This is a genomic window from Vibrio sp. Vb339, from assembly GCF_902751245.1.
GTDB lineage: Bacteria > Pseudomonadota > Gammaproteobacteria > Enterobacterales > Vibrionaceae > Vibrio > Vibrio coralliirubri.
The window spans coordinates 1103650-1121146 of sequence record NZ_CADDIS010000001.1 but is presented as its reverse complement, the minus strand read 5'-3'; the positions used below and the strand labels follow the sequence as shown (position 1 = coordinate 1121146).

Below are 17497 nucleotides of genomic sequence, written 5' to 3'. Positions count from 1 at the left end.
CTACCCTTGGTCTTTATCTTGGTAAGTCACTTCAAACGCAAAGTCGACCGCTTGCTGAGTAATTTGCTCAACGTTTTTATCAAGCATCTCAATGGTGATTTCTGATTTGTCGTTCTCAAGTACGCCATTATCGTTCACGACGAAAATACGACGACCAATAAGCTGAGATGAATCATGATCTTTCAGATCCACACTCGCCAATATACGAATAGAGCGATCACGAGTACCTGTTGCGTATTTTACAGCGCCGATAACCGAACCTACTGGGATAAACTCAGTCACACGCATGTCTTCAGGAATGTCATTGATATCATATAACTTCACGCTAATATCAAGCTCCTTGTTCTCCAAAACTACGTTCTTGTAGCCCTGTAATTTCTCAGCCAACTTCTCATCCATTTTCTTATGGATCTGTGCTTTAAATTGAGACTGAACCTCCTTTGATACATGCTGATCAACACCCGAGCTTTTCATGCTAACGGTTGTAAATTCAAATTGATTAAAGTGAAGTGACGCGCTGTCTTTCGCTATCCAAGAAGCGCCTTTCCTATCATCATCAAACTGGCTATCAATAAAATAATGATTTGAGTCGACGCTCTGGATTTCTTGTTTATCTGGCATGTTGCTTGAACAGCCAGCAGTGAATAAAACGAACAATGGGAATAGGTAATGTAGTTTCATGTGAACCTCTAGTTTTCTAAATTTTGAGTGCACGAATCCCTGAGCGATAAGGCTCATAAAATGGGACTCGTGTTGATTAAACTTTTATGTTTATTGGCCGCGTAAAGTAAGCAGCCAGATAACGGACTAAACTTCTTGTTCTTGCCCGCGGTGATCCGCAGCCAAGTAGGTGTATATCGTTGGTACAACGAACAGAGTGAATAATGTGCCCACTGACATACCCACCGTGATGACCAAACCAATAGAGAAACGGCTTTGCGCACCGGCTCCGCTTGCAATAAGCAGCGGTACGACACCGACAACCATCGCAGCTGTGGTCATCAATACTGGTCTCATTCGAACAGTCGCTGAACGAATAGCGGCCTCGCGTCGGCTGCATTTCAATTCCTGTTGCATTTGGTTTGCAAACTCCACAATCAAAATACCGTGCTTACTAATCAAGCCTATCAAGGTCACCAGCCCCACTTCGGTGTATATGTTGAGCGTATCAATGCCTAAATACAGTGGCATCAGGGCGCCAAAGATAGACAATGGAACACTGGTTAATACCACTAGTGGGTCTCGCAAACTTTCAAACTGAGCCGCCAGCACCAAGTAGATAATCACAAGCGCTAGGAAGAACGTCGTAACCAGTGACGAGCCTTCTTGTAGGAACTGTCTCAATTGACCCGAAGTATCCGTCGTATAAGACTTAGGCAATATCTTCGCTGCTCCTTCTTCCATTACTTTGTAGGCTTCACCGATGCTGATTCCTGGCATCATTTTCGCTTCAATCATGGCGCTGTTAAGCTGTTGAAACTGATCCACTTTCGATGGCTGTACTGATTGGCTAATTTCAATCAATGACGCCAGCGGTACCATCTCATTGGTGTTAGAGCGTACGTGGTAGTTCTTCAAGTCATCCCAAGAGTTACGGTTCTCGTTAGGTACCTGAGTGATAACTTGGTAGCTGCGCTGATCCATCGAGAAGTAATTCACGAAGCCCTCACTGATAAAGCGAGACAACACAGTACCGATGTCTTGTGCGTTCACATTCATCTGAGCGGCTTTATCGCGGTCGATGCGTATCTCTAATTGTGGTTTATTAAAATTCAGGTCGTTTTGTACATAGATGAATTTGCCACTCTTCTGTGCGTACTCTTTCAGTTTTTCAGCGTACTGATAGAGATCCTGATAAGAACCGGTTGGCGTTTTCAGAACCATCTGAAATGGCAGACCTTGCGGTGTACCTGGTAAATCTGGTGGAGAGAAGGTATACACCTGCAAACCCGGTAATACAGAACTCTCTTTTTCGAAACGTTGCATTACCTCTTTTGCCGTTGCTTCGCGCGAATCCCAGTCTTTCAAAACACCCAAACCAAAGAACGCATTGTTGTTCATGTAACCGTTGTCTAGCATGGTCATTTCGACTTCATCGTTCTTGCTGATGGAGTCAATAAGAGCCGGAGTAAAGTGGCGAATGTAATCGGTATTCGCTTGAGCGGGACCTTGTCCCATCACAATCATCACGCCTTGATCTTCTTCTGGTGCTAGTTCAGATGAAGTATTCATAAACATGAACACCAAACTGATCAGCAACGTTCCTACCACAGGCCAAATATAGACACGGTTGTTCAACACATGTTCGAGCACTTTTCGGTAGCGCTCTGTTACGCCTTCAATTACCGCATCGATTTTCTTAACCAGCTTTCCGTCGAGAACCGATTTATTAAGCAGTGTTGAACACATCATCGGCGTTAGCGTTAAGGCGATGAAACCCGAAATTAATACTGACCCCGCCAAAGTGAATGCGAACTCAGTAAACAGCTTACCGGTGAGTCCTCCCATAAAACCAATAGGCGCATACACTGCGGCCAATGTAATGGTCATCGCGATAACCGAGCCTGCAATTTCACGGGCACTGTCTATTGCGGCCTTAATTGGGCTGGTGCCATCTTCTAAGTGACGAAATGTGTTTTCTACTACAACGATGGCATCATCAACCACCAGCGATATCGCCAATACCATGGCAAGCAGCGTCAACAGGTTAATACTGAAACCCATGCTCAACATGAAGAACATAGAGCCAATCAATGACAAAGGAATCGTTACAAGTGGTATCAACATCGCTCGCATTGAGCCCAAAAAGGCGAAGATAACGATGACTACGATCAGTGCGGCTTCGATTAAGGTTTTTGCTACTTCATCAATTGAGGTTTCGATAAACTTAGTCGAGTCATAGATTACATCCGCTTTAATACCTTCAGGTAAGCCTGCTTGGATCTGTGGAAGCAATTCGTAAATGCCTTCAACAACGGTCAATGGGTTAGATGTTGCCGTATTGCTGATCGCCGTTGATACGGTAGTCACACCATTGAACTCAACGTCTGAGTCATAGTTTGCTGCGCCTAGTTCAACCGTCGCCACATCTTTTAAGTGCACAAGTTGCCCGTCATGCGCTTTCAAAGCCATGTTCTTGAAATCGTCTACCGAACTTGAATCGGTATGAGCGTTAATATCAACTTCGATATAAGGGTTTTGCAACTTGCCTGCCGCACTCACAATGTTATTTGCACGAAGCGCGTTTTGAACATCTTCAGCCGTCAGACCATATGAAGCCAGTCGTTGAGGGTTCAGCCAGATTCGCATTGCAAAATCTTCTTGCCCCAATATGTCGACCTTTGACACCCCCTCAACAGTAGAGAAAGTCGGCTTAACTACGCGGCTCACATAGTCCGAGACTTGCTCCGTCTTCAATGTGTCACTCGAAAATGAAACATATAAGATCGGAGATTGAGACGTCGATTTAAGAATACTCGGGTCCAATACACCCGATGGCAGCTTATATTTCACTTGCTGCACGAGAGACAAAATCTCGGTCAAAGCACTATCAGACGGATACCCTAGCTTCAAATAAACCGTGATAACCGACTTGCCCAGAGCACTATCCGATGTCATGTAATCAATGCCCGCTGTTTGGGCAATTTCTGCCTGCAGTGGCTGCGTCACATACCCTTGAACGCTGGATGCACTGGCACCTGGATAACTCGTTGTAATGGTAATAACGCCCGTTTCAATTTCTGGATATTGGCGCACTTGCAGTGAGGTAAAGGCTTTAAGACCTAACACCAACAGTACAAGGCTTAATACCGTAGCCAAAACTGGACGTTTGATAAATACATCAGTAAATGTCATGGGAGTTTCCTAGTTACTTTGCTTAGTACTTTTGTCAGTAATCAACGGATGTTGGTTATTAACCAGAACCCATCCACTATTCTTGAGTTGGTGTTGGTTTGAAGTCACAACCACATCCCCTGCTTTCAAGCCCGAAACCACACCAACATAACCGCCTTGTTTTGGGCCGACTTCAACAGTGCGCTGCACAACCTTGTACTCGTAAAATGGTGATGCATCGTTGCTCGAATGTTCGTTGGCCTTTTTAGTCGACGTATCCAACACAAACACGGTGTTTCCGTATAAGGTGTAACTGATCGCAACAGAAGGTACTGCCACGATAGTGTCCGATTCTGATGTGATTAACGTAGCGTCGACATACATACCCGCCTCTAACGGCACAGCTTGGTTAGCCATGGCTCTCAATTCGATATTGTGCGTGTTGCTGTCTGAGCTCGGTTCAATGGCAGAAATCGTGCCGTGAAAGACCTCGTCGTTCGTTGCTTCTGAATAAAACTGTAAATCTTGCCCTACCTTCACATCGTGTAAATAAAGCTCTGGAATAGAGAAATCGACATATTGCTTTGATTTGTCTTCCAGCTCGACAATCGCTGTACTTGAATTAATAAAGTCACCCACATCGATATTACGAATCCCAACGCTGCCAGAAAATGGCGCTTTCACTTTCATGTAGTCGATTTGCGTAGCAATATATTCCAGCTTTGCACCTTCAGCATTAAATTGAGCTTGTAGCTTATCAACCGAGTTTTTTGAAACACTGTTATTTCTAAGGAGCAATTTGTTTCTCATCAATTCGACTCTTACCAATTCAACTTTGGATAGCTGGCTCTTATAGTTGGACTTTAATAACGCATCATCCAATTTAACAAGAACATCACCCTTATTTACTTGCTGACCTGAAGTAAAGAGAATCTCTTTTACTTGGCCAGACATTTGGCTCGTCACATCAATAGATTGATTAGAATGAATGTTACCAATGACTTTTAAACTTTTATCCCAAGTATCTTGATTTACTTTTTCCGTTGTTACAGATATAGCTGGCAATTTAAAATTAGCGACCTTCTCTTTGATCATTTCACCTTTTACATAATGAAAGCCAAATACAAAAGACAGTAATATAAAAAGAGCTGACCCGACAATAACGCCTTTATACTTACTCATGTGTTCACCTTGTTTTTTTAAGTCTGGTCATTCTATCTATCGACACTGTCAATAAATCAAACTCATATAACATCCACCAAATCTTATATAAAATAAAAATCAAACCCTAAAAATCAAACACTTAAGGTAAAAGCATCAATCGGAACTCAATTTTTGTTTTATTGCTATTTTATTTGAACATGATTTATCTATTTTCTTGATCGATATAATTCTCATCGTTTCTTAAACAATTAAACGAGTTAACTATGTCGAATCAAATTAATCACACTAAAGTCGCTATTAAAGAAAAGATGAAACGTATATATGGGGAAGATGTTATCCATAAACATAATAAAGACCATTTAGAATATAGAGAGCATCAACCCTCTCATTCTGGTCAACACGGTGGCGACCCAGAAGGTCATAAGCATTTAGTCAATCACCATTCTGATGGTCATCATAATAAGCATCACAAAGATAAAATGCATGACCACAAAAAGTCATCGCGACTGCATCATAAAAAGTAGAAACCTGGGTTAATTCCAGATTATTAAAAATAAGCATTAGATCAATTCATCACTCAAATATGATTAATGCTTAATCAAAAACGTTAAACCAAATTAAAAAATGAAATAGCGAGTTAATAATGATTGCTATTTCATTCAAGGATTATTATGTCATTTATTATTGAACAACTTAGAGACTATCCGTTTATAGCGCTCTTTTTATCACTCGGTCTCGGTTACTTAATCGGTAAAATTAAAATCGGTAAGTTTGAATTAGGTGGAATCGCAGGTTCACTGCTTGTTGCTGTAGCACTTGGTCAGATCGGCGGTATCACTATCTCTAACGAAGTAAAAAGCATCTTCTTTGCTTTATTTATTTTTATGGTGGGTTACAACGGCGGTCCGCAGTTTTTCTCGTCATTCCGCCTTTCATCGCTAACACGCTTATTCGCTTCGTTTGTGATGACGTTTGTAGGATTAATCACGGTTGTGTTGCTGTCTAAATGGGCAGGACTAGATAAAGGTTTAGCGGCGGGCCTTGCGGCTGGTGGCTTAACACAATCGGCAATCATAGGTACTGCAGGTAATGCTATCGATCAGCTGAACCTAGCGCCAGATGTCACCTCAACGCTTAAAACAAATGTGGCTGTGGGTTACTCAATCACCTACATCTTCGGCTCTCTAGGTCCGATTCTAATGATGTCACTCATTCCAATGGTAATGGGTTGGAACATAACCAAAGAAGCGAAGAAGCTTGCGGAAAAAATGGGCGCTGGCAGCAAGCAACTAAACGAGGGTGAATTCTCGGCATTGAACCGCGTATCTTCTCGTGCTTATCAAGTGACCGCGAACTCTATGTTTGTTGGAAAAAGTGTTGTCGAGTTAGAAGAAGCATTCGATGCCGACCTCACTATTGAAGCGATCTACCGCTCACAGAAAGACACAGAATCAACGTTAGATTTGGCGAAGAACCCTATTTTAGCGGCGGATGACAAAGTTTACCTAACTGGTCTGACTCAGGCATTTCCTAAAGTGACCTCGCTGGGTATCGAACTCGGTGAATTTAGTGAAGAAAGCAATGTTGTCCAAACACAACAGAAGGTCGTACTCACGAATAAGAAACTAGCGGGTATTACGCTACGTAAGCTTCACGATGAAACGAACGCACGTATTCGTCGTGGTGTTTATATCACTCAGCTATCACGCATGGGCCATGATATTTCGACATTGCCAGAAACTGAACTGCACATTGGTGACGAAATCACCTTAGTTGGACAAAAAGAAGACATAGCTAAAGTCATCAAAAAAATTGGCTACAACAGCCCACTGCCTAGTGTTACTGACTTCGTAACAATGTCTTTCGGCATGGTGCTTGGCTATCTGATTGGCGAGATTGGTTTCACTATCGGTGGTTCTCATATCGCTCTAGGTTCAGGTTTAGGTTGTCTGGTTTCCGGCTTACTTGTGGGCTACCTAAGAATGCGTACACCTCGTTTAGGCAGTGTTAACCACGGCGCAGCCAACTTTATGCAGACATTCGGCCTTGCAGTATTTGTTGCGGTTGTTGGTATTAATGCAGGCGCTCCAGCGCTGACGGCAATCAAAGAGAATGGCGTAACGCTTTTACTGCTAGGTGTGTTGGTCACTCTAATTCCTCAAGTACTGACGTTCCTATTCAACTACTACGTACTCAAAATCAAAAACCCAGTAGAAGCGCTAGCGGTTATCGCGGGTAGCCGCAGTGCAAACCCTGCATTCGCATCGCTACTAGAAAAAACACAAAACAGCACACCAGTACCGAGTTTCACGATGACTTATGCGGTTGCCAATATCTTCCTCACCTTATGGGGTCCGATCATCATCAACCTAATTACCAAAATTTCGTAATCAACATCGAATCAGCCAATTGATGATTCAACTTATTCATTAACGATTTAACACAGTAGCTAGCCAAGCAGGCTAGCTGCTCAAAGAAATTAACTTACTTATCTATCCAACAAGCTTGGATCTTAAACAAATTTAAAGAGAAACGACTATGAAACGCACAGATGAAAAACGCCTAGAAACACTAAGCCCATTCGAAGTAAAAAACACACTGATCGACCTTGCTCAACATTCACATGAAAAAACCATGATCAACGCTGGTCGTGGTAACCCAAACTGGGTCGCGACAGCGCCACGTGAAGCCTTTTTCCAATTAGGTATGTTTGCACTAGAAGAATCAAAATCGAATTTCTCAGGGTATGAAGGCTTTGGTGGAATGGGAGTTCAACAAGATATTAGCCTGCGCTTTCTTCAGTTTTGTGAAAAATACGAAGACCAAGAAGGTGTGCAATTCCTCATTGAAGCCTTCCAGTTTATTACGGATCAATATCAGGTAGACGGTGATGCGCTTATTTATGAATGGGTTGAGGGGATTCTAGGTAACAACTACCCAGTGCCCGATCGTATGCTCAAATATTCGGAACTCATTGCTCGTAAATACATTGAGCAAGAAATGGCGGGGTCGCAGCCATTACCTGCTGGGAAGTTTAACCTATTTGCTGTTGAGGGTGGCACAGCGGCCATGGTTTACATATTCAACACGCTAAAGAGTAACCGACTATTGAACCCTGGTGACACCATCGCGATTGGTGCGCCGATTTTCACCCCGTATATTGAAATGCCAGAGTTAGAAGATTACGCGCTCAACAAAGTAGAAATCATGGCGGATGAAGCGTCTGCGTGGCAAATCCCAGACTCTGAATTAGAAAAACTGAACGATCCAAGTGTTAAAGCTTTCTTCCTCGTTAACCCAAGCAACCCTGCTTCGGTTCGATTAAGCGATGAGACACTCTATAAGATTGCAGAGGTTGCTAACCGCCGCCCTGACCTCATCCTTCTTACTGATGATGTTTATGGCACTTTCGCTGATAACTTCACATCACTAGCGATGCTGGCTCCGAAGAACACGATTCTAGTGTATTCGTACTCTAAGTACTTTGGTGCAACAGGCTGGCGTTTAGGCGTGATTGGCGTGCACGAAGACAATAATTTCGACCGCATGATTCGAGATCTTCCAGAAGACACTCGAAGCACGTTATCTCAGCGATACCAAGGCATTGCACTTGAGCCTAGTAAGATTAAGTTCATTGACCGTTTGGTGGCAGACAGCCGTGCAGTAGCACTGAACCATACCGCCGGTCTTTCAACACCTCAGCAGATTCAAATGACAATGTTCTCGCTGCTGTCTTTAATGAAGGATGGCGAAGAATACAAACGACTCGCGAAACAAATTGTGCGTCGTCGCTACCACACTCTAATGCAGAAGAACTTAGCCGCGCCAATCGTTGCTGAAAGCGATCAAACCGGTGCGTTCTATTACGTGGAGATTGATCTGAAAGAGATTGCTCAAACGATTCACAGCAACGATTTCTTCACATGGTTAGAAGAAACGTATGAGCCGCTTGATTTCTTGGTACGCCTTGCAGAAGAACATGGCGTGATTGTGATGCCGGGTGCGGGTTTTGATGCGCCAACGTGGTCTCTGCGTGTGTCTCTAGCGAATCTAGAAGAAGCACAATACGCAAATATCACGAAAGCGATGAACGCGGTAATGCAGAGCTATGTTGAACGTTACGAAGCGGCTTGCTAACACGACCTCAACACTAGAAAGCTCATAGAAAAGCGATAAATTCTGAGTGTAGATTCACTAAATTAGTGAGCCTACACTCAGTTCGTTTTATCTAAGACGGTATGTTAGAAAAGCTATTTGAACTCATAGGTGTAAGACGCACCAACACTGTTATTTTCACCGAAATCGTCCTCAGCAAAAATAGTGAAGAAGTTGAATGATTGAGCATCACTCAACTTGTAACTCGCGCCGACGCCAGCCCAATACCCTGAATAATCATCAGAGCCCATTGAACCACCACCGAATCCCATGATAGACCATTCATCAGTAATCGTTTTTAAGCCAAACGCACCAATGTAGCCACCGTGTGTTGAGCTCGGCATCAATACATAGTCAGAACCAACATTATCGTCATCGAAAACAGCTACTTCGCCGTCATTATAGCTGTAACCAGCCATAGGGAAGATTTGCCAACCTAACGGCTCAATATCGAAATAGCTCAGTGGTATAAACGTACCGATACTGTAGTTGTTCTTATAAGCATCGTTGTCATATTCAGAACGGCTAAAGTTGAAGTTCACGATACCCATAGGCAACAGCCATGAACCGCCTAATCGCCACTCTTCACCGTCCGCATTGACACGAGCATTGATCATTCGCGCTTCATCTAAACCAATAGACCCAGAGAACTGCAAATCTTCGTTATAAGCAACGCCAGCTTTGGTTACGATTTTAGTCGGGTCGTCAGGGTGCTTCTCTTCAGCAAAAGCACCCATCGAACCGAGCGTTGTCACAGCAACAATGAATAGATTACGTAATGTCATTAGAAGGTCGCGCTAACGCCAACAAAGTGAATACGACCATCGAACGAACCGTCAACCATGAATCGGTCCATATCTACTGAACCCAAGTCAGCGTATTCGTAGAACACATCAATTAAGATGTCATCCCAGTAGGTAGATGCACCTACTGAGTAACGGTATTGTTCACCTACAGGCAAATCAACATACTGCATTGTTGGATCGTCTTGTGGAGAAGTTTCGTAAGAGAAGCCTGCTTTCAAACGCCAGTCTGAGTTCAGTTGGTAATCTGCGCCGACCGCGAATTTCCAAACATCATCCCAGTCGCGATCGATCTGGAGCCCCCCCATTTGGGTTCCAAAATCTAAAACAGTAGTGTCCCATTCGCTCCAACGGTGTAACTGAACACTTGCCAATAAATCTAACTGAGAGTTCAATGCATAGCTCGCACTCACATCAACAATTTCAGGAAGCACTATGTCGGTAGACAAAGAGTTGAGTACGCCAATGCCTATAGGGCCATTTACATCATTATTGAATTCATGCTCGAGTTTAGAACGGTAGCTCGCACCTAATTTGAGTTTATCTGTTGGTGTGTACATTACGCCAAGGTTATAACCGTATGCCCAGTCAGTATCTTGTTTAGCAGTAAGCATTGATGTCGTTTGCTGAAACGCAGCCCAACTGAATTGCACACCTGCGCCTACTGACCACTGGTCATTCAGTTGGTAGCTTAGTGATGGGTTTACTTGCATCGCAGTAAGAGTGATATCTTCTAGAAGTGCAGCACCCGCCCAATCACTGCCGTAATCAAGGCTTGAACCACCAACAGCACCAAGCGCAATACCAAGGTGTAGTTTGTCTGTGACCTGATGCGCGTGGAAAGCGCCAAATGAAGGCATGACTGTATGTGCTTTACCGTTGTCACTTGAATCTAAATTGTCTTGATATTGCATCTCAAGATCAAATGCCATGGTATTGATAGTCGTCTTGCTTTCGCCCATGTGAGACATAGTGGCAGGGTTTGTCCACATCGCAGCTGCTGATCGAGTGTAAACACCGTCACCAGCGCCAGTAGTACCGGCATTAGCAACGACAGCTTCTTGCAAAAACAGACCACTTGCAAATGCATTTAAGCTAGTAAAAATTGCAGTGGCAGCTAGAGAGTAAGTAAAAGTTTTGTTCATCAGAGCGCTCATTTAGCCTTAGATATTAAATTGCTCTAAGGTTACCGCAAAGCCCTATAAAAAAAGGGAATATCCATTATTCCTGTACAAACACTATTTAAACTTTCTGGCAACGTAAGGGCGTGGTTTATCTCGATGAATTTCACGTTGAGCTGCAATCGCCTTGTTCTTACCTAACCCAACCTTTATCTGATACCAAGTCTCGTAGAACACAGCCATGCCTGGGCTTGACCACCAAGTCTTGTTGTAGAGTTTCTTGTTAGCAGCGACGACATCTGGCGACCGATTCGCACACTCAAGTGCCAACGCATAGGCTGCAGCGTAAGGATCTTCGGCAATCTTGGTCACCAACCCATATTCTTTCGCGGTTTCACAGTCGATTACTTTGGCCGTCATCGCCATTTCAAGGGTGTGATCTTTACGCATCAGCTCTCTAAAGGCGATAGCGCCTCCCATGTCTGGAATCAGACCCCACTTTGCTTCCAATATTGAGAAGTTCGCATCCGGGCTAGCAATTCTAAAATCACCACCACTGACCAATTGCAGACCGCCTCCCCAACAACGACCATGAATCGCAAAAATGACTGGGCATGGAATATCTCGCCAACCCAATGAAAAGCGCTGTGCAGCGTTAGGTAATGTCGGTAGCCATTTAAACAACAGCTTCATCGCCCCGGATTTACTGGTCAAAAGAGACTTAACATCAAGCCCTGAACAAAAATCAGAACCCTCGCCTTTTACTATTACAGCTCGAATCTCGGTGTTCTTTTTCAGCTGAGTCACCATGTTATTCACGCCTTGAAACATTGCCATATCAATAGCATTGAGCTTATCGGGTCGATTCAAAACAACCGTCGCAATTTGGTTTTCATCGATAGAACAAGTAATACGATCGAGGTTTGGCATGGTGGCTACCTTATCAGTGGTCAGACCTTTAGATTATACATTTTATTAACATATGCCAAACTTGCACATTGAGAAGCGAGACCTGTGTTGCTTAACGATTCTCCCTTACATAAACAACATCAACAAAAAAGCAGTGATGGATCGCTCCATTCACTGCTTTTCATTCGTAGCTTTGATAATCAAGGACTCTCAGTTTTGGGAGAACCTATGTTCTTCGAGATTTCAGTAGCAAGAAGATAAAGTAGCTGCCACCAATAATGGAAACTAACGTCCCTGCCGCAAGCTGCGCTGGGAACACCACCACTTGCCCTAACCAGTCAGCAAATAACATGAGAGCAGCACCAATTAAAAACGACAAGATGATCTGCTCTCGAACCAAACGAGCCCCCACCATTGCAGCGATATGCGGAGCTAACAAGCCGACAAACGCAACAGGCCCCATGGTGGTTGTCACGACCGAACATAAGATCGCAACAATACACAACAATGCCACGTAGGCGATATTGATATTCAACCCTCTGGCGCTCGCGAACTGACGTCCCGTCGCAATTAGGGTCACCCAACGACTCAACAGCAAAGCAGCCCCGATAGAAGCCGTTATCACCATGGTCATAATTACTGCTGACTCAGGTTCAACACGATAGGTAGATCCTGCTAACCAAGCTAATAAGGTGTATTTCCCCTCACCCACTCGCGTTAAAGAGAATTGCACCAAGGCTTCCAGTACCGCGGTCAGCGAGATACCTGTCAAAATTAGAATAGACGGAGCAAACTGATACTTCTTGCCAAGGAACAGCAATAAACAAAGCGCAATCGCACTACCTAAAAATGCAACCCACGGACTTAGCGAGTGAATTGAGTACCCCATAAACAGGCTACTGAAAATCAACGCCAGAACCGCACCCGCCGACACACCAAGAATATCTGGGCTTGCGAGCGGGTTGTAGACCAATCTTTGTAAAATCACACCCGCCACCGCTAAGCCGCCACCAGCGAATATCGCGGTTAACATTCTCGGCCAACGAATAGACCATTCAAATGCGTCTGGGATAACAAAGTAGCCCATATCAGAAGATGGCTGTGACAACGTGCTTAACGCCAACAAACCGAAGATCATTGTGCCTAACAAGAAGTAGGCCAAAGGTGAAATAAACTTTGGCCCTTTAGGAATCGAAAAAAACAGCTGGTCTTGAGCAGACATTTGCTTGCGAGCAATAATGATCAAAGCTGGAGCACCAATCACTGCAGTTGCCGTCCCTGTTGGAATCATGTCCAAAGACCATTGTGCCAAGAAGATCGCCAAGCTGTCGGTCACACAAAGCAGCAGCGCACCTAATACACAACTCGCGATGAGTTCAGATTTGGCCTTTAGAAAACCTAGATGCCTAGCGATGTTCGGGGCAATCAAGCCGATAAAACTGATCACGCCCACTGAGGTAATCGACACTGAGACCAACCAAACGCCAATTGCCATTAACACAAAGAAGGTTGCCCCGATGTTAAGCCCGCGCGCTGCTGCTCCTTCAGTACCAATCGAAAGCAAAGTTAGAACTCGTGGCGCCAACAAGAATATGGCAAAAATCGGCAACAGCTTAGGCATCAACCAAAGCACTTGTTCCCAACCATTCTGTCCTAGGTCGCCCGCTCCCCACACAAACAGATTTTGTGCGTACTGGTCGTTAAGCAGAATAATTGCCGTTGCAAATGCACCTAGCAACAAGTTGACCGCCATACCCACTAATACAATTGGCAAGCCGCTCATGTTTTTGATGCCAACAATCGAAACAATCAGCCCCATCGCAAGCAGCGCACCGATTAGCGCAAACCAAACCGAATATTGAGCAACCAACATCGGCGCAACCACATTAAGAATGACCAGACCAAGCCACGCCCCTGATGATGTACCGAGTGTAAGCGGAGACATCATTCGGTTTTGCGTTAACTGTTGGAACAAACTACCGATAGTGCCGAGTGTTCCACCAACCAAAATCGCCATCACTAAGCGAGGTAAGTTGACATAGGCTAACGTCATCAACTCGAATGAATCATCGACCATTGAATTGAATGTAGCGATGTCACTGATCTGTGAGACTTGCTGAAGCAACTCACCAATAGGGCCAAATTCCGACTGCCCTAACCATAAATGAACAAGGGCAGTACAAAGCAGCGCAGCCCCCATCATAAAACCACTGGATTTCATTACTTCTCCGCTAGCGTCAACAACGATTGCGCCATGGCTTCTGCGTTATACAAGATCGACATAGCACCGCCGTAGCTCCAACTTGCCGCGACTGGGCTAAATTGACCATTGCGAACAAAGGGCATGCTCTTCCAAACCGGAGAACGGTCTAGCTTGTCTTGATACGGGAAAGGTTCAAAGTAAAGCACAATCCCCTTCTTCACGTTCTTAAGCTCGGTCATACGCTTTTGACTAATACCCCACTGACTTGCAGGCAGATCCATCGCATTGTCAAAGCCTAGTTGCTCAAGTGCATATTGTGGAATCGAGTTATCACCGTAAATGTATACCGAAGTGGTGCTCGCAAAACGGAAAGAGGTCACTTTCGGTTTGTCGCCTGGATACGCTTTATCTAATTCAGCCTTAAGAGCTGCGATTCGTTCATCCATTGCGGCCAGCTTTTGATTCGCTTGTTCTTCTTTGCCAAGCAGCTGGCCGATCTTCTTGAAGTTCTCGATAGCAGCCGCTGCATTGTTGTGTTGATCACTGTACGTTTGGTAGTAAAGCACGGGCGCGATTTCAGAAAGTCGTTCCTGAAGATCTTTCTGCGGTGAAGCAATAAGAATCACATCAGGGTTTAGCTTCTTCAAAGCAGAAAAATTAGGCTCTGTTCGTGTGCCAATGTCCGCCACGCCTTCTGGAATCGCAGGTTGAACAACCCAATCGGTATAACCCGCAATATCAGGTACTGCTACTGGCGTGACACCGAGTTCAATCACTTGTTCAGCTATGTCCCAGTTCAGCGCTGCCACTCTAACAGGCTGAGCTTCAAGGGTTTTAACGCCCTCACTGTCTTCAACTTGATAGTTGGCCATCGCATTAAACGATAAAGCGCTCGCTAATACGGTTACCACCAGCTTTGCATTCAAGCTCTTTACTTTAGAAAAATGGGAAGCTATTCGTTGTAAATTCATACTGTTGCCTACTCAATCTAAATTCTATATTTCTTCAAACGACAAAAGCAGCCCAGTAAAGGCTGCTTTAAAATTGATCACCCTAACCTAGTTAGAATTCATAGTTCACACTTAACTCTACAGACTGCTCAGCACCGAACCAGCAGTTCGATTGGTCGTAACACGCGTAATATTCTTCGTTGAAAATATTGTTCACGGCTAGGTTCGCTGTTGCGCCAGATAGCGTATCGCTTGCTGCTCCCAAATCATACCCCACCGACAAATCAACAACTGTGTAAGACGGAACTTTACCTTGAGTATTGCTTGCGTCCATTTGCATTTCGCCAACGTAACGAGCACCTGCACTGAATCGAGAGCCTGCTAGCATGCCGTTAAAGACGTTGTAGTTAGCCCACATGTTAGCTGTGTGTTCAGGCACATAGATTGGTGTCGTACCTTCTAAACCGTTGCTAGAGTCTTCGGTAATTTCCATATCAACATACGAGTATGAAGCCGCAATATCGAAGTTTTCTGTCGCAAACCAACGTCCAGATAGTTCTGCACCTTGCGATACCACTTCACCAACTTGGATTCTTGGACCATAAACGTTTGTCGGGTCTGTCATCAACATGTCTTGCTTAACAATATGGAAGAAAGAAACCGTTGCTTCTTTCGACATATCGTCAGACAGGTATTTCACACCAATCTCTGCTTGTTGTGCGTTCTCTGGATCAAACTCATTGCCCGCTTTATCAACACCCGGAGCTGGTTCGAAGCTCGTCGCGTAACTTGCGAATGGCGCTAATCCATTATCAAACTGATACAAGCCACCTAAACGGTAAGTGAACTGCTTGTGATCAGATTCATGGGCGTAGTAATCACTCTCAGATTTGTAGTGATCAAATCGCGCACCCGCAATCAGTACTAGTGCGTCCAGACGAACTTGGTCTTGAACATAGAAACCTAGCTGACTTGACGTCGTGTCATCTAGATATTCACCTGTCTTAGTCACATCACTACGGTCTAGTAGATCATTGTTCGGGTTCAATGGATCAAAGCTATTGAAACCACTACCATTCGCACTGTACGACGAGTAGTTAACATTGCCATCTAGGTCTTGGTAATCTAAACCAAGCAATAAGTTGTGTTCTACTGAACCAACATTAACGATACCGCTCAACTGGTTATCAATAACAAAACCTTTAAAGCTCTCATCAGTAGAGTACAAGTAACGGTCTAGCTGGTTCGGCGTACTTGGATCGTAACTCACATGGTAAGTGTTCTCTTGATATAGAGATGCGTCGGTATAGCGAGCATTCTGTAAGAACGTCCAATTGTTATTGAAGTTATGGTTAATCTTATAGCCAACCATCAACACTTCACGTTCGAATTTACTCCAGTTCTTGTCACCCATAGAAACAGATGGATCGCTTGCTTTAAGCACATCGAGTGGCATTGCCGAGTTGATGCCCATTGAAGGATCATTCTGGTAGTACAGATTGAAGTTGATTAATGTGTTGTCGGTTGCTTGCCAGTCCACAGAAGGTGCAATTAAGTAACGCTCTTCTTCTGCATTATCAACTTGGCTGTCTTGCTTGCGAGCAAGTGCGATCAAACGGTAAGAAAAATCACTGTCACCAAACTGACCAGTGGTATCAATAGAAGCTTCTTGTAGATTGCGAGAGCCTGTTGCTACACCAACTTTAGTCGACGATTCCGTTTGCGGAGCTTTAGCAATCATGTTCACCATACCACCCGGTGGCATTGCGCCATAAAGCACAGAGGTAGGCCCCTTGAAGATCTCAACTTGTTGCATTGCGATCGGATCAATCTGCGGTTGTAGGTTCCAACCATTCAAGAATTGAAGTGAAAGACCATCGTAGTAGTTGACGTTGTTGGTAGCAAAACCACGGATAGAGTAAGAATCAAACATTGCTACCGAGCTACCACGGTTTTCAGTTACAACACCCGGTGCATAACGAAGGGCTTGATTCAAAGATTGAACACCTCGTTGCTCTAACTGTTCTTCATCAATAACCGTAATACCTTGAGGCGTTTCTTCTGGCTCAAGTGCCGATTTCGTTGCTGTATTACGATACGCTTTGCCCATAATTGTGACAGTTTCTACATTCGAATCTGCCGCAGTAACGGTTTCTTCCGCCAACGCTTGCGCTGAGAACGCAGTCAACAAAGCGACTGCTAATGATGAATACTTAAAACGAGTGTGAGTGGTCATAATTCCCTCGGTACCAATGCTTAATATAAATAATAATAAATCTCATTTGCATTGTATGTATCTATGAATGGGATAATTAACAATTTGGTGCAAGTTCAAAAAGAACTTGGCCTATTTTAATG

The 17497-nt window shown here is 44.2% G+C and carries 12 protein-coding genes; 3 read left to right on the top strand and 9 right to left on the bottom strand.

The features are described 5' to 3' along the window. From HRQ85_RS04990 to HRQ85_RS04980, 3 genes are all read right to left on the bottom strand, one after another. On the bottom strand, positions 1–681 hold the full coding sequence (locus HRQ85_RS04990; protein ID WP_172378898.1) for a DUF3313 family protein: 681 nt from the start codon (positions 679–681) through the stop codon (positions 1–3). A 126-nt stretch (positions 682–807) separates the two neighbouring features. Further along, positions 808–3855, bottom strand: a complete 3048-nt coding sequence (locus HRQ85_RS04985; protein WP_172378897.1) for an efflux RND transporter permease subunit — start codon at positions 3853–3855, stop codon at positions 808–810. Between the two features lie 9 nt (positions 3856–3864). Further along, positions 3865–5016 carry an efflux RND transporter periplasmic adaptor subunit gene (locus HRQ85_RS04980; protein WP_172378896.1) on the bottom strand — a complete coding sequence of 384 codons (1152 nt, stop codon included), beginning with the start codon at positions 5014–5016 and terminating at the stop codon, positions 3865–3867. A 245-nt stretch (positions 5017–5261) separates the two neighbouring features. Here HRQ85_RS04980 and HRQ85_RS04975 point away from each other — a divergent pair, with 245 nt between their 5' ends. From HRQ85_RS04975 to HRQ85_RS04965, 3 genes are all read left to right on the top strand, one after another. After that, positions 5262–5522: a hypothetical protein gene (locus tag HRQ85_RS04975; protein WP_172378895.1), complete on the top strand. Its 261-nt coding sequence runs from the start codon at positions 5262–5264 to the stop codon at positions 5520–5522. 147 nt (positions 5523–5669) lie between these two features. Beyond that, positions 5670–7388, top strand: coding sequence for an aspartate-alanine antiporter (gene aspT / locus HRQ85_RS04970; RefSeq protein WP_102569764.1), 1719 nt, complete (start codon positions 5670–5672; stop codon positions 7386–7388). A 148-nt stretch (positions 7389–7536) separates the two neighbouring features. Further along, entirely contained in the window at positions 7537–9135 is a 1599-nt protein-coding gene (locus tag HRQ85_RS04965; RefSeq protein ID WP_172378894.1) for a bifunctional aspartate transaminase/aspartate 4-decarboxylase, read from the top strand. 113 nt (positions 9136–9248) lie between these two features. Here the strand turns inward: HRQ85_RS04965 and HRQ85_RS04960 are convergent, their stop codons facing one another. From HRQ85_RS04960 to HRQ85_RS04935, 6 genes are all read right to left on the bottom strand, one after another. Further along, positions 9249–9938, bottom strand: a complete 690-nt coding sequence (locus HRQ85_RS04960) for a hypothetical protein (protein WP_172378893.1) — start codon at positions 9936–9938, stop codon at positions 9249–9251. Beyond that, positions 9938–11101 carry an OmpP1/FadL family transporter gene (locus HRQ85_RS04955; protein WP_172378892.1) on the bottom strand — a complete coding sequence of 388 codons (1164 nt, stop codon included), beginning with the start codon at positions 11099–11101 and terminating at the stop codon, positions 9938–9940. Before HRQ85_RS04955 ends, HRQ85_RS04960 begins: the two co-directional genes overlap by 1 nt. Positions 11102–11194: 93 nt before the next feature. Then, positions 11195–12007 carry a crotonase/enoyl-CoA hydratase family protein gene (locus HRQ85_RS04950; RefSeq protein WP_172378891.1) on the bottom strand — a complete coding sequence of 271 codons (813 nt, stop codon included), beginning with the start codon at positions 12005–12007 and terminating at the stop codon, positions 11195–11197. 205 nt (positions 12008–12212) lie between these two features. Beyond that, positions 12213–14207: a Fe(3+)-hydroxamate ABC transporter permease FhuB gene (gene fhuB, locus HRQ85_RS04945; RefSeq protein ID WP_172378890.1), complete on the bottom strand. Its 1995-nt coding sequence runs from the start codon at positions 14205–14207 to the stop codon at positions 12213–12215. Then, entirely contained in the window at positions 14207–15160 is a 954-nt protein-coding gene (locus HRQ85_RS04940) for an iron-siderophore ABC transporter substrate-binding protein (protein WP_172378889.1), read from the bottom strand. Before HRQ85_RS04940 ends, fhuB begins: the two co-directional genes overlap by 1 nt. Before the next feature lie 91 nt (positions 15161–15251). Continuing rightward, entirely contained in the window at positions 15252–17375 is a 2124-nt protein-coding gene (locus tag HRQ85_RS04935; protein ID WP_172378888.1) for a TonB-dependent siderophore receptor, read from the bottom strand. Positions 17376–17497: the final 122 nt, after the last annotated feature.

What these genes read in the sequence shown, in the direction of transcription:
- aspT (WP_102569764.1), top strand. Translation starts at nt 5,670, where the DNA reads ATGTCATTTATTATTGAACAACTTAGAGACTATCCGTTTATAGCGCTC.
- fhuB (WP_172378890.1), bottom strand. Translation starts at nt 14,207, where the DNA reads ATGAAATCCAGTGGTTTTATGATGGGGGCTGCGCTGCTTTGTACTGCC.
- HRQ85_RS04965 (WP_172378894.1), top strand. Translation starts at nt 7,537, where the DNA reads ATGAAACGCACAGATGAAAAACGCCTAGAAACACTAAGCCCATTCGAA.
- HRQ85_RS04935 (WP_172378888.1), bottom strand. Translation starts at nt 17,375, where the DNA reads ATGACCACTCACACTCGTTTTAAGTATTCATCATTAGCAGTCGCTTTG.
- HRQ85_RS04975 (WP_172378895.1), top strand. Translation starts at nt 5,262, where the DNA reads ATGTCGAATCAAATTAATCACACTAAAGTCGCTATTAAAGAAAAGATG.
- HRQ85_RS04940 (WP_172378889.1), bottom strand. Translation starts at nt 15,160, where the DNA reads ATGAATTTACAACGAATAGCTTCCCATTTTTCTAAAGTAAAGAGCTTG.
- HRQ85_RS04980 (WP_172378896.1), bottom strand. Translation starts at nt 5,016, where the DNA reads ATGAGTAAGTATAAAGGCGTTATTGTCGGGTCAGCTCTTTTTATATTA.
- HRQ85_RS04985 (WP_172378897.1), bottom strand. Translation starts at nt 3,855, where the DNA reads ATGACATTTACTGATGTATTTATCAAACGTCCAGTTTTGGCTACGGTA.
- HRQ85_RS04990 (WP_172378898.1), bottom strand. Translation starts at nt 681, where the DNA reads ATGAAACTACATTACCTATTCCCATTGTTCGTTTTATTCACTGCTGGC.
- HRQ85_RS04950 (WP_172378891.1), bottom strand. Translation starts at nt 12,007, where the DNA reads ATGCCAAACCTCGATCGTATTACTTGTTCTATCGATGAAAACCAAATT.
- HRQ85_RS04955 (WP_172378892.1), bottom strand. Translation starts at nt 11,101, where the DNA reads ATGAACAAAACTTTTACTTACTCTCTAGCTGCCACTGCAATTTTTACT.
- HRQ85_RS04960 (WP_172378893.1), bottom strand. Translation starts at nt 9,938, where the DNA reads ATGACATTACGTAATCTATTCATTGTTGCTGTGACAACGCTCGGTTCG.